A 21022-nucleotide genomic window follows, 5' to 3' on the forward strand; every position below is an offset into this window, starting at 1 on the left:
CTCCTCGATATGCCCCTCATTTTTGTACATGGCGTTTATAGCTCTATAAACTGTTTATAATGTTCGTACCGTAAAAACATATCCCTTACGTAATGGTAGGGTTCTGCTCCCCTCACAAAGCCATTTCGCACCACCTCATCATGGTAGTACTGTTTATCGGCCAGCTTCAAAATATACTCTTCTACATTATCATCCCATACATTCGGGTCTTTGCCGTGCTTTTCCGCCAAACGCATGGCATCAAATACATGTCCTGCTCCGCAGTTGAAGGCAGCCAGCGTAAATTTTACTTGCTGAACAGAATCTTCTACCGCTTCAAAATAATCACGCATCTTGCCCAAATACTTCACCCCGCCACTTACATTTTGCTCCGGATTGAAGCTATTGCTAACGCCGACTTCTTTTGCCGTGGCCGGCATGAGTTGGATCAATCCGCTAGCTCCTACCCAGGATTGGGCCCAGGGATCAAATCGTGACTCCTGATACACCTGGGAACAGAGGAAACGCCAGTCCCATCCGATTTTGGGGGCATTGGCCTTTATGATCTCGTCGTATTGGCTGATTTTATTGCCGTTTTTGCTGTATAACTCGCTTTGAATCCTGCCCCGGAAGGATTTGGTATTTTTGAAATACTTATTGTAAATCACGTAATAATCATCGCTCTTTTTCTCTTCTGCTATCCATTCGTTGATGGCCTGAAGCAATTCCGGAGAATTCTGCCTTACCGCCCAGGCAATGCGTTGGGAAAAGGAAATCCGGGTATCTATATGGAGGATCGGATAATAGGTTTTGTTGATCGCTGCGATGTTGTAATCAGCCACCGTTCGGTCGATTTCCCCATCTACCACCATTCGGATGATTTCGTCGGTAGGTACGTTACCATCGATCCGTTTAATCGGAATGTCAGCACCGATCTCATCCTGCAGGTTTTGAAGCCGTTGCGAATAAGAGGTGTTTTCCCGCACCCAAACGGTGTCATCTTCCAATTCCAGCGTATTTGAAATAACTTCCTTATCGATTTTGTAGCCGGGCAGGGAGCGCCAGTTGTCGGGCATCCGCTGTACCAGGGCCTGGTGGGTCACGTAATGATTTTCGGTGAAACTCACTAACTGTTTTCTCGGCTCCGTGATCGTCAGTCCATAGGCAATCAAGTCACCCTCCCCATTGTTCAACATATCAAACAGATCATCGATGTCCTCGGCGACGGTAATTTTCAGCTCCAGATCCAGGTGCGCTGCCAGGCGAGACAATAACTCGTACTCAAAACCCATGGGCATCCCTTTATACAAAAAATAGCTCGTAGAGCTGTAAATGGTGATGGCGTGCAGCACTCCATCTTCTTTGATGCTTTCCAGGTCTTTTGAAACGTTATAAGGTACAAGCTCGGCCTCCATCACCTGCTCACTTTCACCGGGGCTTTGGGAACAGGCAGCCAAAATCAGTAACACGACAATAAATAAAGTATTCTTTCGTAGGTCCATAAGCTATACAATATATGGAAATAAATGAATGAAGCAAGGAATTGTTTAATTCATTGCATTTTTTGACCCGGATAAGGCTGGGGATTTAGGGTGCAAATGCTGTTTATGAGCTGATTTTTTACTCCTGGGTTCGATAATCCTTAATCTGGGCGAGTTCAAATCCCTCTTACCAAGTAGGTAAGATCCTGACCCGACCAGGAGTTGGGAGGGATTTTAGCACGTAACTATCATTAAATTATAACAAATTTAAAATACTCAAAAAAATCCCCCTTGCCCCCTTAAAAAGGGGGAATTTGTTCACGGAATTCTGATGGCTTCTCCACCTTACTATTCAGATCATTTGCAAACCTGACTAAAAGCCAGGAAGGAGAGGCTTTCGCTTCTCCTTCTTACCTTATTTCGGCATTTAAACTGACAATCAGCAGGTATCTGCTCAGGCACTAGCCCAATTTCTCTTTAAAGAAATCAATGGTCCGTCCCCAGGCCAGTTTGGCCGCAGCTTCGTCGTAGCGGGGCGTGGAATGGTTGTGAAACCCGTGATTTACGTCTGCATACATAAAGGCCTGGTATTCCTTGTCATGGGCTTTCAGCTCCTTTTCGTATTCCGGCCAACCGGCATTTACCCGCGTGTCCAACCCCGCAAAGTGTAGCATCAGCGGTGCCTGTATCTGTGGCACTTCTTCTGCGGTGGGCTGTCCACCATAGAAAGGGACCGAAGCTCCCAGGTCCGGCACGCGCACGGCCATCATATTGGAAATCCAGCCTCCAAAGCAGAACCCAACCACACCGGCTTTGCCCGTGCAGTGCTCGTGCCCCTTTAGCATTTCGTAGCCGGCAATAAAATCCTGCAGCATGTCTTCCCGATCCCGTTTGGACTGCATGGTACGGCCCTCGTCATCCGATCCCGGGTAACCGCCCAAAGGGGTCAATGCATCCGGGGCAAAGGCGATAAAGCCATCCAGCGCCGCCTGATGGGCGGTGTCTTCTATATAGGGATTCAGCCCGCGGTTTTCATGCACCACCAATATGCCCGGAAGGGGCCCGCTTTGGTCTTTGGGACGGGTGAGCAGGCCTTTCATGGTACCAGCGCCTTTGGGCGAAGAGTAGCTCACGTATTCCGAGATCAGCCGGGGATCGTCCTGGGTATAGCGCCGGGCAGCGGCGTAATTGGGCATCAGATAGCCCATAATGGCCGATACGGTCAGCCCGCCTACGGCAAACTTGGAAAGGCGCTGTACAAAATCCCTGCGCTCGATGCGGCTATGTGCATAATCGTCGTACAGGTCAAAAACTTCCTGGTCCAGGTCTTTTTTATCAATTGGTTTCATATGATTATAATTTGCTTTTAAATGGCCATATGGAATCTCGCATGCTTTATAATCATTCCTCCGTGGGTTGCTTACGTCATGCTCGATTTCATGGGTAAAAAGGATTAGTAGTTAAGGTTATAAGGTACCCTATTTTTCCGAAAATTAGATAAAAAGCCGGCGAAACTTTTCTTTTAGGGAGGGATGCCTTGGAAAATTCACTGGGGAAAATAGGAGGGGATTTTATAACCTTGGTCTTTCCATTTCTTACGTCACCATTTTATTGGTGAAGTTTTATTCCGCTGCTCTTTCAAAAAGAATATTTTTCACCGTGCCCTCCGATGCCACCTCAAAATACATGATGTCCTCCTTCGTTTTTCCATGAAAACTGTATTTCGTTCTTCTATTCGCCCCAAATACTCCCTTTTGCCCCTCGCTGAGGACCAGGCGATTATTGGGGTACGTTAAAACCAGTTGCTGATCGATTACTTCTAGCACATAGGTTACATCCAGTTCTTTGGAATAGTAGGTACCTGCATAGGCTTCCAGATGCTGATTGGGCTGATCCGCTAGCTGGATCCTCTCAAAATAGAAAATGGCACCGCCAAAATCTACCTGTAGGTCATCATCCGCATCTTCTTGTCCAAAGGCGTAGGTAGTATACGGATTGTCGATTCTGGAGAATCGATTCGGGCCTTCCGGAAGGAGGGGTGTCCCCGTATTGCCCCTACTGCTGACCGCTTTCAAGGTATCGTTCTCCACATAAATCGCCATGCGCAAATCGCTGTTTAATTCCTGGTAGGTTCCGGTAAAGGCCTTTAATTCCGCTGCCATATGAGGGGAAAAAGTTGCCTTTTGACCGGCTTCCGTTGGTTCCTGTACAAACAGGTCCAGAATCTGGTAGGAGAAATTGACCGCATTGATATTTTCGTCGTTTGCATATACCACCACCGCCAAATTCAGTGCCGGCACGGCGATAAATTGGCTGCGCATGCCCCGATCTCGTCCGCTGTGATGGTAGGTGGTGAGCGTCTTATAGGGAGAAACAAATAGTCCCCTACCATAGCTCATCCGTTCGCCATTATTCAAGGTATCCCGTTCCGTGAGGAAATCTTTCAGGTAGGCATATTCAGGAGCAGGGTTTAGGAATAGTTCCGACCAGCGGAGCATATCGGGAATGGTACTTTCCATGCCCCCGGCCCCGACGCAAAGGGTCAGCGATTTGGGTTGTTTGTATCCCTTGTCCGTGGCAAAGTAGGGATAGGCCCGGTTGGGGACAAGGGTTTCCAGGTCCTGGATAAAAAATGTTTGTTCCATATCCAGGGGGTCGAAAAGTTCCTTTTTTGAAAATTCATGAAGACCCATCCCGGATACCCTTTCCACGATCAAGGCCAGTAAAACATAGTTGGTGTTGGAATAAAGCATCTTTTCGCCCGGGGCGTTATTGGTCCCTTTTTGCCGGAACATCAGCGCCTGAATCATTTCATTGGTATAGCCCCGATGGCTGTAGTCAAAGCCTTTTAAATCCAGTAGCACGTTGTGGTTTCGGATCCCACTGCTATGGTTGAGCAAATGCTTTATCCGGATCGTGTCCCCATAAAACGCCAATTCCGGGATGTACTTCCTTACATCTTCCTGTACGGATAATTTACCCTGCTTTTCCAATAGACGGATGCAGGCGGCAGTAAATTGTTTGGTAACCGAGGCCAGCCCAAAGACCGTGGAATCATTGAATGGGAGCTGGTATTCCAGGTTCATATTGCCCCTGCTGCCATGGTAGAGTACTTGGCCGTCTTTTACCAGGCCAACGGTTACTCCGGGATGTGATTCCTCCGGTACTGCTTCCAACAACAGCGCATCGATGCTGTTTTTCACAGGGTTCTGGGCATGTACCTGAACAGCCGTAAATATCCATAATAAGAGGTAGAAGGATTTCATTTTGGTAGGTGTTTAGCTGGTTTTCTAAGAAGGGAGGAATCCAGGCAGGTATTAGGTTGCTGACTGACTTGCTTTAAACATTCGGAAGAAGAAAAAGGGGAGAAAGCCCAGGCCAAAGAGCAAAAAGCCCAGCGCAAGCAATACACCGGCCCCTTGTAAATGGAGTAATTTGAAAAGGCATGCCGCAATCAATACCATACCACTCAGGGAGCCCAACAGCCATTGGAGTTTTCCGGAAAGGTGTAAAAACAGCCTGTTTTTGAGTTTGTTTACCAATAACAAGGGCAGGAAAACAAAGGCAAAGCCCAGCATTCCGGCATACAGTAAGGAAGTGCCCCCCGGCAAAGACATGATTTTAAAAAAGGTGCCGAGGGTAGCCGAAAGGGCAAACACATAGCCGGAAAGGTAGGTGCATTGGTTTAGGCGCAGGCGCTTTTTATAGTTGAGTAGGTAAAGGGTTTCCTGCTGTATTTCGCCAAATCCATTGGGCGTGATTTGCGCATAGGCGGCTTGAAAGGCGTTTTCAAAGGATTGCCCGCTTTGCATTTCCGCCTCAACCACGCAACAAAAATGGTCGATCAGGTCATCCTGCAATGCTTTGTCGGCAATTTCACTGTGCCGAACGGCCCGGCTGATGATTTCAAATTGTTGCTCGGAAATCATACCGCTGGAGTGGTTTTCGTGTCGGTAAAGATGATTTTGTGTAGCGTGTCCATAAAGTCGGCCAACTCCTGCACGGCCATTTTCTGCTCGCCTTTGCCTTTGGGTGTCAGGGTATAGTATTTTCGTACCCTTTTCCCGAGGGTGACTTCTTCCGTCGTGACCATCCCGTCGCTTAGCAGCTTGTGCAGGATCGGGTAGAGGCTTCCGTCTTTGATCAGGATTTTACCTTCCGAAATGCCCTTTACCTTCTGGCAGATTTCGTACCCGTACATTTTTCCGTTTTCTTCCAGGAGCTTTAATATGATGACCCCCAGGGTGCCCTTTAACAATTCTTTTGAATACATAGGGTAAATATACATCATAATACGATGTATCAAAACAAAAGGCATGGTTTATTACACCCTTTAACCGTGCGTTGCGTCTAAAGGGGATTTAGTTGGTTATCGCGAGTGGTATATTGGCTAGAGATGGAAGCGGAAACTAAGGCCACGCTTTGATTGTACAGGTGCTCCTGAAATTCGATAAACAACTTGGGTAATTCTCCAAATAGGTCGTCCAGTAATTCCTCTGATGAAATGGGTTTCCCATAAGCACTCCAAAAGGAAGGGGGAAACCATGGGATTGATCGCGCTTTCCTTTCGGTTTCTTAGTTTGATGTTAACCGCGCAATTTTGCTTCGGCTACTTCCTTCGAAACTACCGATTTTTCCGGATAAGGGATGTTACCAAGCGATCGCCTTTCTAAAGGATCCCTCCCCCCAACACCAATCGAATAAGTCCCACCAGCACGGCGATGCCACAGAGCACCATGCCTTCATTGGATTTCCCGATAGCACTGATGATCAAGCCGAGAATGGCGAAAGGGATATTGATCCAATTAAACCATCCTAAAAGCGGAATAAATCCCAGCAACATACCCAAGGCGGCCAGTACGCCAAGGATTAATCCAACTGTTTTCATAGGAATGGTCTGTTTTTTAATTAAGGCCTTTTCTGAACGGGAGAAGTAAGGGAGGACAAAGGAAACGCCACAGCTCCCCGCCTCTGTATCGGCATTCCGGGCGACCGGCCGGTACCGAGCGCACCCTACCCGTAACCACCTCCTGCATTACCTCCTTTCTCACCAACCGAAGGCTGCTAAAACTAGCAAAATTTTCCGATTTGGATGCAACACGTTCTCGAAATAGTTTCTATTTCGATCGGATGGGAGGAGTACCGAACGACGAATTTGCCGGTATCCGTACTTGCTGGAGTAGCTACAGGCCTGTTTTAGTTCCATCTGCGTCCTGCCCCCGGTGCGAAAAACGTTGGCTGCCCCCTAGACACGAACCGGATTCGATTGAAAGTACGATTAAGACTAGATTTATCGAACCAAAAATCCCCCCCCCATTCCTTTATCGGAAAATTTCGTTCGTATCCGTTAGGAAGCTATTGGTTGGATTATGTTATCGTTATTCCCATTGATTCCATCGAGGGGAAGGCAGCGAAATTTTCTACTACTCCCCAAAATTTTAGCCCAAACAAAAATTTATCCATAAAAAAATTTGGATAATTACACGAATTAATTAACTTCACTATCATAAAAACCAACACCACTATTTTAACTACTTCGTTTTCTTTGCCGACATAGTGTTTTGTCAAGGGTCCTTTTTGATTCCAATGCCGTTGAACTTTGGAGCAAAAAGGTTTTTCAATCAACTGCAAAGCCGAAAACTGTTGACAGTATACAGCTTTTTTCAAAAACAAATCTACCTACTTATCAACCTTTAGGTGTCGTCGCAGTCCCTGGTGACTTTTTGAATACCCTAATGCTTAAAGGTTTTCGTTTCATCGAGCTTGTGTTTACCATGTAAACAGGTTACGGCATTACTATGTGTTAACCTACGAATGCCTTTTTTCTTATGAAACCTTTTTCATTCCTACTAGCAGGGCTGCCATTACTGTGCCTGGAACCACCGTATGCCCGGGAAAAAATCAATCCAAGCCGCCTCCCCTTTTCAATAAAGTGGAATCCCCCTGGTCGAAACCACCCGGCTACAGCCGGAAAAGGTAGGGGCCCTGACCCTTTACCTGATCCGGTGCGAAGAACAGAATCACCTCGCTAGAGACAAAAATAAGGAACATAAAAACGGCTCCATCGCCGATGATGCCAGCGGTCCGGTAACCGGTTAGTAATCCAATTTAATTTTTAAAACCTCATTAATTTTACTATGAAAACCATCTATAAACGCAACCCACACGGTTGGCTTTGGGTAGCCATCTACCTGCAAATGAATCTGATGCCTGCAATCACATTAGGGCAGGAAATGGCATTCAGAGCCCAGGTCACCCCACCCTCTCCCGAGGTGAGTGCCCTGGCCAAATTTGCCGACACGCGCATATCCCATTATTCCGGGCTACCGGATATCACCATCCCCCTGTATACCATTGCAGAACAAGACCTGGAAATTCCGGTGCTGCTACGTTACCATGCTGGTGGAATCCGCGTGGAAGAGCGTGCGGGCTGGGCAGGACTGGGTTGGGCCCTGATCGCAGGTGGAAGTATCAGCAGAACCATGAAGGGGCTTCCGGATGAGCATAACCAATCAAGCAGTGGCTATATCCAGCATGATGTGGTACCTGATAAACTGTCTACCAGTCAATTGGCGGACTATTATAACCGCACACAAAGTGCAGTCATCGATTTTGAGCAGGATATTTTTCACTTTGCATTCGCCAATTTTTCCGGAAAATTTGTGCTTGATAAAAATGGTGAAGTTGCCTTCCTGAATGCCAGCAACTTAAAAATTCAATTTGATCAGGTAAACAGGAACATTGTCCGATGGAAGGTATGGGACGGAAGCGGCAACCAGTATATTTTTGAAGACCCGGAACGAACCATCACAGAAGCAATCTCCGAAGGCAAATCAGCACTCTTCCGTTCCATTTATCATTCGGCCTGGCACCTGAGTAAAATCATTACTTATAGTGGCAGGGAAATAACCTTCCTTTACGAAAACTATACCGAATCCTATTATTCCAGATCAACCCAATCTGCTTCCTATTTTTTAAGTGGAAGTTCCGGAAGGGGTGTCTGCGGCACCAACAGAATGACCAATGGATTTTCTGAAATGACCATCCGGGGAAAACAGTTGCAAGCAATCCAATTTGGTTTGGGTAAAGTACTGATCGAAAGCAAAGATGACCGGCAAGATGCTACATCCAAAAGACTATCAGGCATCAAGGTGTTTAATAATAGGGATCGGCTCATTAAATCGTTTACGTTTGATCATGATTATTACCAATCCACCCTGTCAAACGGACACATACAGCTTCCGGATTTCATAGCCAGGGCGACGCCCAGGAAACGGCTTCGTCTTTCGAAAGTCACCGAAAATACGACAAAGCAGGAACTGGAATATTTCCTGGAATATAACGGCAATACCTTACCGCATTTGTTTTCCAATGCCCAGGACCATTGGGGTTTTTACAATGGAGAGGACAACCGGAGCCTTATTCCCCAGTATATGAAATTCCGGCAAGCCAACGCCAACCGGCTGGTCGTTCCGGAAAAGGCCGCAATGGGTTGCTTAAAAAAAATCTCCTATCCGACCGGAGGGACCATTACCTATGAAATGGAAAGCAATACCGCAGTGGTCCGTTCAGATGATTATTACAATTATTTTAGTCCGGTAGTCCTGGAAAAGGATCAACCTCTATATTCCGCGTCGGTAAACAGCAAACGCCCCAAAGCCTATTTCCAAGTGGAACCCCAGGAATCCACGGAGGATACACACAAATTGATCCAATATACGGTTCATCTGAGTAATTTGAAGGATTGTGATGCACGAGGCAAAGATTGCCGTGGCTCCCTGGATGTATACCTGTACTCCCCTGCAGACAGGTCCTTTGTAAGTTTGCTTTCCAATACGATCAAAAAGGGGAGCATTACCGGCGATATTTGGCTGAAAGCAGGCATCCAATACCAACTGCATGTAGAGGGTCCTGCCAGCGTGACGGCAGGAGTGACCGCTACCGTTTCAGGTAGAAAAAATCCACCAAAACAGGAGGATACCGGTCAGATAGAAGTTCCTACGGGAGGCTTGCGGGTCCAATCCATCACCAAGGATTTTGGCCACCAAACCGAAACGATCCAATATCGCTATGAGCAAGCGGAGGAAAACATTTCCTCGGGCTCGCTGGCGACCTTTCCAAAATACGACTTTATCCATTTCAATACGGTCACCCAAAAGGTTCCGGGTAGAAATGATATTTCTGTGGACCATTGTTTGAAATTTGAATTACGGTCTTATTCTCAGCTGCCGCTATCCTCGGGTGCGGATTTCTTTGGCTATGCCAACATCAAAGAGATCAGGGAAAACGCGGAAGGGGAAATTCTGCGCACAGATTATCAATACCTATCCCCAAAGCATTTTCCGGATCAATCCCGCTATGTGGCTCCTTTCGGAATCGTACGAAGCGCAGAAGCCAAAAGGGGTGTGCCCGCCGGAGTGATTTATTTTGTTCAAACCAAAGAGGGTTTCCAAAAATCCCGGGAATTGATCTATACCTATCGAGCATCGGAAAGGGCTTCCCATGAAAACGTTGTTTTTTCCTGCATGGGTTACGGGCCCGGAGGATGTCAGGATATCCGGTACCTGAAATATTTCAATACCACGGTCTGGAATCCTCGCATTGAAATAAAGGAGATTCGGTTCGATATCCAGACCGGTGCGGGCTTTGAAAAAACCAGCACAACAAGCTATGATGAGAACTACCTATTGCCGATAAAGCAGACCCATTCCCTATCCCAAAACACTAGCCTGGAAGAATATTATTATTACCCTTTCAACCTTCCTTCGGCCTTGAATGCTTCCGGAGACCGGTCCGTGCTTGCAAGCCTGATGGATGCCAATAGGATTACTCCCAGCCTGGCCCAGGTGAAAAAAATGGCCGGGCAACAGGTTGAGCAGCAACAGGTCCAAATGAAAAGGTACCATGGGAAAATTTTGCTGGCAGGACTGTTCAAAAAGCACGCTGACCATCCCGCATACCAGGACCTCCACATTTTGTCCTATGATTCCTTCGGGAATATTCTGGAGCAAAAGCCCCGGACCGGGCCCAGGCAAAGTTTTCTCTGGTTTGAAGAGGGGAGGTGGATGGCGGCCGCTGTCCAAAATGCGGGGGCACCGGAAATGGCCTATACTTCATTTGAAACGGCTGATAAAGGAGGATGGACTTTCACCGGTGAACCCTATACAAGCAAAGGTGCCAAAACCGGAGTAAACCTGTACCATCTGGGAAGGGGAGCCATTAGCAAAACGGAGATACCGGCAAGTCCAGATCATGTATTTCTACTTTCCTTTTGGGCAAAAAAAGCGAGTAGCCGGACTTCAGCGAACTGGAGCTTTATGGGGGAAACCGTACTGCTGACCGATGAATGGCAATTGATTCAAAGAGAAGTGACCCGCGACAAGCTTACCCTTTCCGGGCAGGGTGTTTTGATCGACGAACTACGACTTCACCCCAAGGATGCCTTTATGGAAACCTATACCCATGAACCCCTGATCGGCATCAGCAGCAAAACAGATCAAAGGCACCAAACCCACTATTATGAATACGATGCTATGGGCAGGCTGGAGTCCATCCGAAACATGGATAGGGATATTCTGGAACACTACGCATATACCTACCAAACCCAAAACCAGGCGATGCCATGAAAACCAAACGGATATACCTTGCCATTCTGATTCTGTTTTCCTGGACGGGCAGGCCGGCTCTTGCCCAGGAAAACAGCATCCGTACGTTCCGCCCGGAAGTGCCGCTGAAAGCAACATCCTCATTACAAGCTTCTCCCTCAGTTAACATATCAACGGTATACCTGGACGGGCTGGGCAGAGAACAACAGATCGTCAGCCAGGGGGCCGCTCCAGGTGGTGGGGACATTGTCAAGCCCCTGCATTACGATTCCTTCGGCAGACCTGACCGGGAATACCTTCCCTATGTTCCGATAGCCAACAAGGTCCCCGGTGCATTCCGGCCCGATTTTGAGGCGGAACATGCCTCCTATTACCGGCAGAAGTACGCTGATTCCTATGGCTATCAGGAAATCGTATATCAATCGTCGGATCTTTTATCACCGCAGACCATTTCCCCACCCGGAAAAGCCTGGAGACCGGGGTCTGGCCGAGAGACAACATTTCACGAACGGCCCAACTTAGCCCAAGAGCAGGTCCGTAGCTGGACGGTGAATGGCGATGGCCTGCCGCTGACCAAAGAAAGCTATGCAGCCGGGGAACTATGGGTCAGCATGATTACCGATGGAGAAGGAATCCGCAGCCTGATCTACACGGACAAGCTGGGCAGGGAAATCCTGAAAAAGACACAGGCAAGGCCAAACCCTTCAGAAGCCCATGCAGGATGGCACTGCACCTACTACATTTATGACAAGCTGGGCGATTTGCGGGTGGTACTCCCTCCCAAAGCGGTGGAAATCCTGTCCGAAAACTGGCAGCGTTCCCGGGATATGGAACTGGCCGAAGGTTTGTATTTCCTATACCGCTTTGATGGCAGAAAACGGCTGATCGAAAAGAAGGTCCCTGGGAAAGCAAAGGAACAATTCCTTTACGATGATCGGGACCGGCTTGTTGGCAGCAGAGACGGCAAGCTGAAGTTGGCTGGCCAATGGCAGTACACGAAATACGATGCCCACAGCAGACCGGTGCAGACAGGCATTAGCAGTGATAATAGGAATAGGGAAATCCTGCAAAATGACCTGGACCCGGAAACCCCCCGCTACCTGCCCGCCAAGCCTGAAATAGTACTGGTAACCCACGGAAAGACTTTTCCCGCTGGCGCCCCTAACTGGCAGCACCGATACCAGGCTTTGCGGACCATCGCACCGAAATTGAATTTTAAGTTTGAGCCAATAGGTACGTTTGTGCCAAAAGGGATCCCGAATTTTCCCGTAAAAACCGGTACATCATCGGAGAAAGCCCTTGCACCCGAACCGTTTCCCCGGGAAGAAGGAGCGATTCTTAGCCTGACCTATTATGACGACTACCGCAACAGTAAAAGGGACTTTCAGGAAAAAGGAGTCGGCATCAGCTCCCTTCCCGCTTCCGGACTGTCTACAGGGAAATTGGTGAAAAATATGGCCTCTGACCAATTAATGGAAAGCGTTGTGCATTACGATGACATGGGCCGGGCGGTACTTACTGTATCGGAAAACCACCTGGGCGGGAACATCGAGCATTCAATCCAATATGACTTCAGGAGCAGGCCCCTGGAGACGCAAACCCAAATTCAGGGCAGCGTGGCCCTCCGCTATACCGATAGGTACCAGTACAGTCCGGAAGGCTACCTCAGTGCCATCTACCGGCGCATGGGGGAGGAGCCGGAAACCCTGCTGGCCTCCTATGCCTACGGGTTGACCGGACAAATGGAAGAAAAGCACCTCGGTGGCCTGGCAACTTACCAATATGAACGACATATCCGGGGCTGGACCAATGCCATCAGGCCCAAGAGTGCGGACCCCAGTTTGTTTTTCATGACCCTAACCCATGAAACCGGTTCACAGCCCTTGTTCAACGGCAATATCTCTGAAATGGCGTGGCGCGGTAGGGACCAACAACACAGGACCTATCGATTTGACTATGATCCTGCGGGGCGGCTGACAGCAGCTTCCTATTCCGTTCCAGGAAAAAATACCGAAAAGGACCGATACAGCCTTAGGGGCATGCGCTATGACACCAATGGGAATCTCCTTAGCTTTACCCGGCACAACAGACAGGGCAAGGACAGCTACGGAGAAGTAGACCGGCTGAGTTATCGCTATGCACCTTACAGCAATCTGCTGGAAAGCATTAGCGATGCGGTACCCGACGCAGGTTTTTCAGCAAGGGATTTTAGCGCCACTCCTGCCAGGGGAAATTACCAATACGACGCCAATGGCAACCTGACGGCCAATCCTTACAAGGGTATCCGCAGTATTCGGTACAACCACCTGGATCTTCCCGAAGAGATGGTATTTGACTCAGGCGAAAAAATGCTGTTTGCCTATTCCGCCGAAGGGCAATTGCTATACAGAAAGCTGGAAAAAAATAGCAAAATGATAGAGCGAACCGATAAGCTGGGCGAACTGCTGCTGGCCGACGGCAAACCCCGACAGTTGCTGCACCCGGAGGGAACGGCTGTTTGGGAAAAAGGAAAGTGGGTTCCCGAGTTTTTTATCAGGGACCATCTGGGGAATGTCCGGCAGGTGCTCAGAAAACCAGTTAGCTCCACCGTTCTGGCCAGCATGGAACCCGGGAATAGTAAAGAAGAAAACAAGCATTTCGAAGGAGTAGACCAAACCCGGCAGGCCGGGGTGGAACACAATAGCACGCCGGGAGGCAGCCATTCCGCCTGGCTGAACGCGGTCCGGGGGAGGATGCTCGGGCCTGCCAGAAGGCAAAAGGTAGCGATCGGGGAGCAGGTTAGACTCTCGGTCCGGGGAAAATACCGGGATGGCCGCGGGTTGTCGGTAAAACCGGAAACCTTTATCGCCAGCGGAGCGAAAAACCGCCTGCTGGACAACCTAACCGAATTCGGAAATGCGCCGGCGGCAGCCGGTAATCCGGTGCTGTGGCTTTCGCTGGCAGATTTGCTGATCAAAGAGCTACAGACCAAACCGGTGCCCGAGGCGTATTTGTTGTACGTTCTATACGACAGCGAGGGAAAACTTTACCGCCAGGAAAAAAGGGCCTTGACAAAAAAAGCAGCCGGAAAACACGAATTTTTGGAGACAAATTTTTATATTGAGAAGGACGGCTATTTGGAAGCCTTTTTGGTAAACGAGACCGAGACAGATGTTTGGTTTGACGACTTCCGGGTAACGACCCTGAGTCCCCTGGTGGTGCAGGAAGACCATTACGATCCCTGGGGGCTGGAGCTCAGTGGGCTGGAATACCGGGAGGAAGATCGGGAGGAGAGTAAGTACGGATTTAATGGCAAAGAATTAATCTCCGATGCCGGGCTTGATCTGTATGATTTTGGTACCAGGCTTTATGATCCAATTGTTGGACGATGGAACACTGTAGACCCCCTATCCGATCACCAAAAGCAATTGGACAAATCTCCATATGCTGCCATGTGGAACAATCCGATCAGGTACAATGATCCTGATGGGAGGTGTCCTGAATGTGAGGAAAATGTGAATAATCCGATCGATGGGCAGGTTTATGAATCACTCGGAGGTGCTGAATATACTTTTGAGAATGGGGAATGGACACGAGATGGTGGAATGCTTGACGGCGTTAATGTTGAGGCCTCAAGGTTAGAAAATAATGGTGCCGATCTCAGTCGTGTAAACCTTGCATTGACTATCAGCGGGGGGCTATACGGAGGACTGGAGGGACTTGCAACAAGCCAAGGTTTCTGGCTTGGCCAAAACGAAAAGTATTATTCGGCCCGATGGGGAGGAAACCAATATACAGGAAGCAGGGCTGGAGCATTTCGAGCGGCAAAGGCTTATGGATTAGCCGGTAAAGCCACATTGATTGGATCCGCAGGAATTGGTTTTTATTTAACATTAAACGGATACCAGCTTGACGGCGACAAATTTGGTTATAATGCGCAAAAGGCAGCTGCGGGCAGTGCAGGGAGTATTTTGGGAGGAGTGGCCGGAGCTAAAGCGGGATTATTGATTGGAGGAGCAGCCGGTTCTTTTTTTGGAGGGATTGGAGCAATTCCAGGTGCCATATTAGGAGGGGTTATAGGTAGTTTTGGTTTAGGCTTGGGAGGAAGTTATTTCGGTGAATTTGTTGGGGAGACTGCAATTGATCAACTTCATAACCCATAGCATTAATAATATTTATTATGGAAAAAATTGAACTTTGGTTAAATATTGTACATTACTGCATCTATAAATTAGATTATAGACTTCACTTGCTGTCCAATAAGATAAACCCTTTTATACTATTAGGGAAAATACCGGCCGTGGAAAAAAATTTTAAAGATCAAGGTTCAAGCTTAAAGGAATTTGGAAATAAGTTCTGGACAGATAGGCGGTATGGTTTTGGGATAATGATATCTGGAGCGACATTAACTATGTTAATCTTTTTTATGATTTGGGTAATATTTCTAGTTGTGAATAGGTTGCTAAGTTACCCCTTTAAATTTACCTGGCACCCGTTTGTATTCTGCCTTATTTTGGCCTACTCTATTTGCCATTTATTTGTTTTCCAAAATGAAAAATACATTAAATACTTCAAAAAGTTTGATAAGCGATCAAAACAGGAAAAGCGAAAATATGGGTTTTTATCCCTGGCCTTTGTGGCTGGAACGATTGTCCTAGTTTTTTTGAGTTTCCGTATTTTACCTCCGCTTCCTTGATTGGAAAGTGCTAAAATGGAAAAATATTTATTTTATACCCGGACTCGGAAGCGTCGGTGGCTCCCTATGAAGGGGGGAGGAGATTCCCGAGTTTGAAAAAGAAAGAAGGTAACTGAATCGCTAACGAACCGGATGCAGCTGGAATCCCAGCTACAGCTTATGCGTCAGAGTCGTAACCCCGTTTACCGCAACCTGGGGCAAACGGCTTACCGTGAAGGATTGCAGGCAGCCAGGGACTTGTACCAGCGGGGACGGAAGTTACATTTCAGCGAATCGGAAGCACTGGCATCAAGGAAAAGCCGGTATTTGGACGGAATCGGCAAAATGGTTACCCATGGTATTAGCGGCAGCATGGTAGCAGCAGCCGCTTCACCGGCTTTGGTTAGGGGAATGGTCGAGGGATTGGGTGCCCGGGTCGTTCAACGGATGGGGATGGAAGCAAGCCAACAAATGGTTTTCAGTTACCTGGGTAATGGCAACTTATCTAAGGTTGACCTTTTTGACATAGCAGCAGCTGGAGTGTTTAGAAAAAGTGCCTTTCTTTTTCAAGGCTTTGGCGATTTTACTACAAAAGCCGGGTTTCAGGATGCTTTGGGATTAGCAAATGAGATCGGAATCGGGGGTCCAAAATCGACTACAGCAAGTTTGGTTGATCTCGGAGTAGGCGGCTTCAATTGGAAATGGGAAAACACCTTAGATAATTCTGATATTGATAAGGTTGTCATTAATACCATTTCCAATTTTAATAATACAATAACATTGGGGGTTGGTGAAATAATAAAAACAAGGGAATAGATGTTAAAAATCACACTGAAAATTGTTGCTTTTATTTTCATTTGGATAATTATCGCATTTTTCTATCAGAAGAATTACGATTCTTTGGAGAAAAAGTATGCTGTTGGGTGGGTAGTAGGAAAGGAAATTGGTTTACGGCAAGGGTTTTATGTCAATTTTAATTTTGAATTTCAAGGAGAGAAATTAACAAACACTAGTTCTCAAGAAAATTATTCGGTTAGTAAAGGCGAGTTTTATTTGGTGGAGATTCCTGTAAAAAAAGTCAACAAGGCTAAAATGTTACTTGACTATCCCGTTCCCGACACGCTAAAAGCCCCTTACGAAGGTTGGGATGAAATACCGGCGTTTTTGAAAAAGAGGGAAGGTACCTGAATCGTACATAAATCGGATAAAGCTGTAATCCCAACTGAGGCTCCTGTAGAGTCGAAACCCCGTTTACCGCAACCTGGGGCAAACGGCCTACCGGGAAGGGCTGCAGGCGGCCAGGGACTTGTACCAGCGGGGGCGGAAGTTACATTTCAGCGAATCGGAAGCACTGGCATCAAGGAACAGCCGGTATTTGGATGGAATCGGCAAAATGGTTACCTATGGTATTAGCGGCAGCATGGTAGCAGCAGCTGCTTCACCGGCTTTGGTTAGGGGAATGGTCGAGGGATTGGGTGCCCGGGTCGTTCAACGGATGGGGATTGAAGCGGGGTTGCAGATGGGGATGAGTTTACTGTTTAGCGGAAATCTTAAAAGCGTTGATATAGCAGATATCGGATTAGCTGGTTTATTTGGCAAATCTGCCTTTTTTTCGCAGGCTATTGTTGATATTAATTTAAAAGATGGGTTTAGCTCTTCAATTGGAATTGGAAATCAAAAACGGATTTCAGAAACGGCACTTGATTTAGGTGTGGGTGGGTTTAATTTTGGTCACAATAGACTTCTAAATAGTTCTGAAATAGATAGAGATGTAGTTTCGATCATTTCAAATATCAATAGTACAGCCAGAATTATAACTGGAAAAGTTTCAACAAACGAATATTAACGATGAACAAGAAACTGACGATCACTATTTCGAAAATCATATTGGTACTATTGGCTGTGTATTTTGGGAATATGATTTTTGAAAACTACTATTCAAGCCTTGAGGAAAATTATACCATTGGGGTATTGGGGGAAAAATATAGACTTCCTAACCAAGGAAGTAGGATTAATTTTCATTTCTACTATTGGGGTGAAAAATTCCAATCCGATAACTTTCTTGGAACAAATGAGATTTCCAAAGATCAATTAACCTACCTTATCGAAGTCCCAATAAAGGACATAAAAAAAAGCCGAATTCTCTGGGACTATCCTGTCCCGGATACTTTAAAAGCCCCTTACGAAGGCTGGGAGGAAATACCCGCGTTTTTGAAAAAGAGGGAGGTAGGAAATTGAAATGCAATCTGTCCGATTGGCGAGGCAATTTTTCCTACGTCGACTTGGTTGATCGTTGGTATTCGGCAGCTACGCATTTGCTGGGTTGCAGTTGGCGACCGTGCACAGGAGGAGCCTGGGCTTTTTAGGATTTCGGAATTTATCCGGGCCTACCCGGGGACGTTGCATTTTGATAAAGCCGTGCAGCCAGGGTTTCTGCTTGATTAATTGATTTTTTTGGGAAACTTGGGACCCGTGAAACAGGGTCCCAGGTGTCCCAATATGTCCCAAAAACCTATTTGCCTTTCTTCCGCTGTTCAATCCTGGCTCGGGTCATTCGTTCTCTGAGCCCTCCGTTGTTGACAAAAGCAATTTCCAATTGCTTAATTTGTTGTTTTAAGAGATAGGTGCAGATTTTAATTAGCGTAATCATGGCATTCGCACAAATCTCCGGATCTTCGTGCTCGATGGCTTTTTTGAATGTGTCATACGTTGGCGTCGGAGTGCTTTTATTTAATTCGCGCATGCGGTAAACAAGGCGATGATTCTTATCCCAAATCGGAAGCGATCTGCTTCTCAAAAAATCCTCATAGTCAATTTGAAGCTCTTCTAAACTCGCCCGGGCTACATTTGTAAGCTTAATTTCCATTTCTTTGGATGTAGCAGAAGCCATACTGCCTTCGGCAATGTTCTGCTTACCACTCCGGGCCGCTTGCACCATTTGACCTACTGTGCGGTCATACTTATGGAAGTACCGATTGGTAAAATAAACCGTCCCGTCATAAATGATTTCTGCCTTCTGATAGCTAAACAGCTTACGATAACCGCCGTGTGGAGGTATAAAACCTTCCGTATTTTTTTTATCGTCGCTCATCGGTACGTCCATGATTTCAAAAAATAACTTGCTTACATCTTCTCAATATTGTAATTACCATAACTCCATTTCTTCGCTATAACAATCGGGAAGAAGTCACCCGCGAAATTTATTGAACATGCCCCAAGTCCCGACCGATCGTATAACGCTTCCAGTCCTTATCCATTTCCTCTAAATCCAGAAAAGGGGGTAAAAACTGTCCGTCATTCTGGGCATATTCCATCACCTTTTCCACAAAGGGCAGCGTACCGTCTCCCATTTTGGGTAAGGTCTGCCGCTCGGAAGGTGAAAGCGCCACCAGGTAGGGGCTTAGAATGGTTTTGATGGTGTTTACTGCATCCCTGGCAGTTTGCAGCTCTGCTTCCGGGATCTGAATGGAGATTGAGTTTTTTGTACTCATCGCATATAAATTTTGGGTTAAACATAAATTAGCAAATGAAAATACATTATTGCTGTGTGAAATGCAAATTTCTGCATCTAATAATAAAAGGATAAACGGAAAATTCTAACAAAAAATACAAATTTATCGATCTCCTAACCAATCATAAACTGATCACTTTTAAATAAAAGTTTCTAAGTGCTTTTAAATAATCTTAATTATATTTTTTATACAAGAATTCTTATAGTAGTTTGCTTTTTGAAAAACGTGCTTTTTTCGATCTATCGTCAAAAGGTAAACTTGCGAACATCAGGAATAGCCATTATTCTATCCTAAACAGAAATATTCAATCCATTTAATTAAATCTTTAAATGTTTAGCTTATATGTCTTTTACTCACTATCCAAAAATAAAATTGTCCGATTTAAAGGGAGCTAGACTAGTGATCCATTGAATTTTTAACTCAGAATCCTGAAGATTGAATTTCCTTATATCGATTTATATAGGCATTGAGCATTGTACTCACTTGAGTGTTTAACGTTCCTACAATAGTCTCTAAAGCTCCAATCTCAGTAGATACACTCTTTATTACTTCTAAACACTCATTTAAGGCCTGTGAATCAATACTTGTCGTAGTAGGCTCTTGACAGTCATTTACAGAAGCCTGTATACCATCAAGCTTAGTAACGATTTGGTTAATTGTTCCCGAGGCAATTCCTGCAGCATAAAGATCAGTTGTCTTAATCTGATCGCGTAAAGCACCTAGATCATTCCTATTCAAGTTTATTTTTTCCAAGGAATTAAAGAATTTTCTAACTATTTGATTTTTAACAACCGCTTCATCTTGACTTATAAGAATATCTATAAAAGCAACGTCTTTAAAGATTGACATTGCGCCAACATCAATATTAACACGCTCAACTTTTATTTGTAGTTGATTTATTATTCCAAGTAATTCAATATCTTTTCCAATTTGTTCGATTACTGTTTCACGCGCCTCTTTAGCAGCTTGCTGCTGTGCGTTAATAAATTGCTTTTCCAATTCTTCAGCTTTTTCGTCCTTTCTATTGTTTCTAGCTTCTTTTATAGAATTTACACCTTCCACGACTGTTGGAAGCAATGTTCCAGCGACGGCGTCAATAATTTTTATAGCATCAACTTGTGCTTTCGAAGAGAATGACGGTAGAATTGCGAGAATTAGTAAAATAAACACTTTCATAGTTACATGTTTTAGGTATTATAAATTTAATTTAAAAAGTTTACAAAACTCAAATACTGAATAATAGAAGACTTCAATTCTTCAACTGCTTGATATAATTCTTCTATTTTTTTCTCATTAGCTGGAATATTATCTATTGCAACAAAATTCCTTATATCGCTGTAAGAATTCTCTACTTTTTCATTAATTTTCGACGTGTTCACTTCGCCTAATTTGTCTAAAACTAATTTTATTTTTTCGTTTAACTCTATAGGTTGAGTAATTTCTCCATTTTGATTTGATGACCTAAGGCGAGAAAGCTTATCCTCTGCTTGCACCCAATTTTGTTTATAAGACTCAATAACTCTTCTCGGTGCATTTTGACAGCTACAGTTCAAAAAACTGCTGTAAAAGTGGCTATCGCTATATGTTCTTAATAAATTAAGTGATGAAGAAATACTTTGAATATCCTTCAGAGTCGAAAGGATCATACTTATAAACGCTGAATTAGACTGTATGCTATACGCTTCTAATATATGACTTTCCGAACTCTCACGAATAACCAAAACCTTTCCATTCCTTCTAGTGTTATGTTAACCGTAAATTGACGGATAAAGCCGTCTTAGTTTTATTCTT

The 21022-nt window shown here is 45.7% G+C and carries 17 protein-coding genes; 7 read left to right on the top strand and 10 right to left on the bottom strand.

Annotated features, from left to right (window positions below; all coding sequences use genetic code 11):
- Positions 1 to 35: 35 nt before the first annotated feature.
- From GJQ68_RS13395 to GJQ68_RS13420, 6 genes are all read right to left on the bottom strand, one after another.
- A complete protein-coding gene (locus tag GJQ68_RS13395; protein ID WP_162417755.1) occupies positions 36 to 1481 on the bottom strand; it encodes an MltF family protein in 1446 nt (481 codons plus the stop codon).
- A 440-nt stretch (positions 1482 to 1921) separates the two neighbouring features.
- Entirely contained in the window at positions 1922 to 2809 is an 888-nt protein-coding gene (locus tag GJQ68_RS13400; RefSeq protein ID WP_162417756.1) for a dienelactone hydrolase family protein, read from the bottom strand.
- A 273-nt stretch (positions 2810 to 3082) separates the two neighbouring features.
- Positions 3083 to 4726, bottom strand: coding sequence for a serine hydrolase domain-containing protein (locus GJQ68_RS13405; protein WP_162417757.1), 1644 nt, complete (start codon positions 4724 to 4726; stop codon positions 3083 to 3085).
- Between the two features lie 51 nt (positions 4727 to 4777).
- A complete protein-coding gene (locus tag GJQ68_RS13410) occupies positions 4778 to 5389 on the bottom strand; it encodes a hypothetical protein (RefSeq protein WP_162417758.1) in 612 nt (203 codons plus the stop codon).
- Complete coding sequence (locus GJQ68_RS13415; protein ID WP_202927935.1) at positions 5386 to 5733, bottom strand: PadR family transcriptional regulator; 348 nt, start codon at positions 5731 to 5733, stop codon at positions 5386 to 5388. The genes GJQ68_RS13410 and GJQ68_RS13415 overlap by 4 nt, the downstream gene beginning before the upstream one ends.
- A 396-nt stretch (positions 5734 to 6129) precedes the next feature.
- Positions 6130 to 6348, bottom strand: a complete 219-nt coding sequence (locus tag GJQ68_RS13420) for a hypothetical protein (protein ID WP_162417759.1) — start codon at positions 6346 to 6348, stop codon at positions 6130 to 6132.
- A gap of 1249 nt (positions 6349 to 7597) precedes the next feature.
- On the opposite strand from GJQ68_RS13420, the gene GJQ68_RS13425 reads away from it, so the two are divergent.
- The 7 genes from GJQ68_RS13425 (at position 7598) to GJQ68_RS13455 (ending at position 17957) form a co-directional block, all read left to right on the top strand.
- Positions 7598 to 11086 carry a hypothetical protein gene (locus GJQ68_RS13425; protein ID WP_162417760.1) on the top strand — a complete coding sequence of 1163 codons (3489 nt, stop codon included), beginning with the start codon at positions 7598 to 7600 and terminating at the stop codon, positions 11084 to 11086.
- Positions 11083 to 15207 (top strand): DUF6443 domain-containing protein, encoded by a 4125-nt coding sequence (locus GJQ68_RS13430; RefSeq protein WP_202927936.1) that lies wholly within the window; start codon positions 11083 to 11085, stop codon positions 15205 to 15207. Before GJQ68_RS13425 ends, GJQ68_RS13430 begins: the two co-directional genes overlap by 4 nt.
- 17 nt (positions 15208 to 15224) lie before the next feature.
- Positions 15225 to 15740, top strand: a complete 516-nt coding sequence (locus GJQ68_RS13435) for a hypothetical protein (RefSeq protein WP_162417761.1) — start codon at positions 15225 to 15227, stop codon at positions 15738 to 15740.
- A gap of 132 nt (positions 15741 to 15872) precedes the next feature.
- The gene (locus GJQ68_RS13440; protein WP_162417762.1) at positions 15873 to 16535 is read left to right on the top strand and encodes a hypothetical protein; all 663 of its coding nucleotides are present in this window, start codon (positions 15873 to 15875) and stop codon (positions 16533 to 16535) included.
- The gene (locus GJQ68_RS13445; RefSeq protein ID WP_162417763.1) at positions 16536 to 16907 is read left to right on the top strand and encodes a hypothetical protein; all 372 of its coding nucleotides are present in this window, start codon (positions 16536 to 16538) and stop codon (positions 16905 to 16907) included. It begins immediately after the preceding gene.
- Between the two features lie 187 nt (positions 16908 to 17094).
- A complete protein-coding gene (locus GJQ68_RS13450; protein ID WP_162417764.1) occupies positions 17095 to 17565 on the top strand; it encodes a hypothetical protein in 471 nt (156 codons plus the stop codon).
- 71 nt (positions 17566 to 17636) lie between these two features.
- Complete coding sequence (locus GJQ68_RS13455) at positions 17637 to 17957, top strand: hypothetical protein (RefSeq protein WP_162417765.1); 321 nt, start codon at positions 17637 to 17639, stop codon at positions 17955 to 17957.
- 274 nt (positions 17958 to 18231) lie between these two features.
- Here GJQ68_RS13455 and GJQ68_RS13460 read toward each other — a convergent pair whose 3' ends face one another.
- From GJQ68_RS13460 to GJQ68_RS13475, 4 genes are all read right to left on the bottom strand, one after another.
- Positions 18232 to 18810, bottom strand: coding sequence for a four helix bundle suffix domain-containing protein (locus tag GJQ68_RS13460; protein WP_162417766.1), 579 nt, complete (start codon positions 18808 to 18810; stop codon positions 18232 to 18234).
- Between the two features lie 109 nt (positions 18811 to 18919).
- Positions 18920 to 19210 carry a hypothetical protein gene (locus GJQ68_RS13465; RefSeq protein ID WP_162417602.1) on the bottom strand — a complete coding sequence of 97 codons (291 nt, stop codon included), beginning with the start codon at positions 19208 to 19210 and terminating at the stop codon, positions 18920 to 18922.
- A gap of 441 nt (positions 19211 to 19651) precedes the next feature.
- Positions 19652 to 20407 (bottom strand): hypothetical protein, encoded by a 756-nt coding sequence (locus GJQ68_RS13470; RefSeq protein WP_162417767.1) that lies wholly within the window; start codon positions 20405 to 20407, stop codon positions 19652 to 19654.
- 26 nt (positions 20408 to 20433) lie between these two features.
- Positions 20434 to 20877: a hypothetical protein gene (locus GJQ68_RS13475; RefSeq protein WP_162417768.1), complete on the bottom strand. Its 444-nt coding sequence runs from the start codon at positions 20875 to 20877 to the stop codon at positions 20434 to 20436.
- Between the last annotated feature and the right edge of the window lie 145 nt (positions 20878 to 21022).

The organism is Cyclobacterium roseum (assembly GCF_010119225.1).
In the GTDB taxonomy this organism is placed as follows: domain Bacteria; phylum Bacteroidota; class Bacteroidia; order Cytophagales; family Cyclobacteriaceae; genus Cyclobacterium; species Cyclobacterium roseum.

Coding starts and splice junctions, on each gene's coding strand:
- GJQ68_RS13435 (WP_162417761.1), top strand. CDS start 15,225: ATGGAAAAAATTGAACTTTGGTTAAATATTGTACATTACTGCATCTAT.
- GJQ68_RS13445 (WP_162417763.1), top strand. CDS start 16,536: ATGTTAAAAATCACACTGAAAATTGTTGCTTTTATTTTCATTTGGATA.
- GJQ68_RS13440 (WP_162417762.1), top strand. CDS start 15,873: ATGCAGCTGGAATCCCAGCTACAGCTTATGCGTCAGAGTCGTAACCCC.
- GJQ68_RS13405 (WP_162417757.1), bottom strand. CDS start 4,726: ATGAAATCCTTCTACCTCTTATTATGGATATTTACGGCTGTTCAGGTA.
- GJQ68_RS13455 (WP_162417765.1), top strand. CDS start 17,637: ATGATTTTTGAAAACTACTATTCAAGCCTTGAGGAAAATTATACCATT.
- GJQ68_RS13460 (WP_162417766.1), bottom strand. CDS start 18,810: ATGAGCGACGATAAAAAAAATACGGAAGGTTTTATACCTCCACACGGC.
- GJQ68_RS13400 (WP_162417756.1), bottom strand. CDS start 2,809: ATGAAACCAATTGATAAAAAAGACCTGGACCAGGAAGTTTTTGACCTG.
- GJQ68_RS13425 (WP_162417760.1), top strand. CDS start 7,598: ATGAAAACCATCTATAAACGCAACCCACACGGTTGGCTTTGGGTAGCC.
- GJQ68_RS13415 (WP_202927935.1), bottom strand. CDS start 5,733: ATGTATTCAAAAGAATTGTTAAAGGGCACCCTGGGGGTCATCATATTA.
- GJQ68_RS13465 (WP_162417602.1), bottom strand. CDS start 19,210: ATGAGTACAAAAAACTCAATCTCCATTCAGATCCCGGAAGCAGAGCTG.
- GJQ68_RS13410 (WP_162417758.1), bottom strand. CDS start 5,389: ATGATTTCCGAGCAACAATTTGAAATCATCAGCCGGGCCGTTCGGCAC.
- GJQ68_RS13420 (WP_162417759.1), bottom strand. CDS start 6,348: ATGAAAACAGTTGGATTAATCCTTGGCGTACTGGCCGCCTTGGGTATG.
- GJQ68_RS13475 (WP_162417768.1), bottom strand. CDS start 20,877: ATGATCCTTTCGACTCTGAAGGATATTCAAAGTATTTCTTCATCACTT.
- GJQ68_RS13395 (WP_162417755.1), bottom strand. CDS start 1,481: ATGGACCTACGAAAGAATACTTTATTTATTGTCGTGTTACTGATTTTG.
- GJQ68_RS13470 (WP_162417767.1), bottom strand. CDS start 20,407: ATGAAAGTGTTTATTTTACTAATTCTCGCAATTCTACCGTCATTCTCT.
- GJQ68_RS13430 (WP_202927936.1), top strand. CDS start 11,083: ATGAAAACCAAACGGATATACCTTGCCATTCTGATTCTGTTTTCCTGG.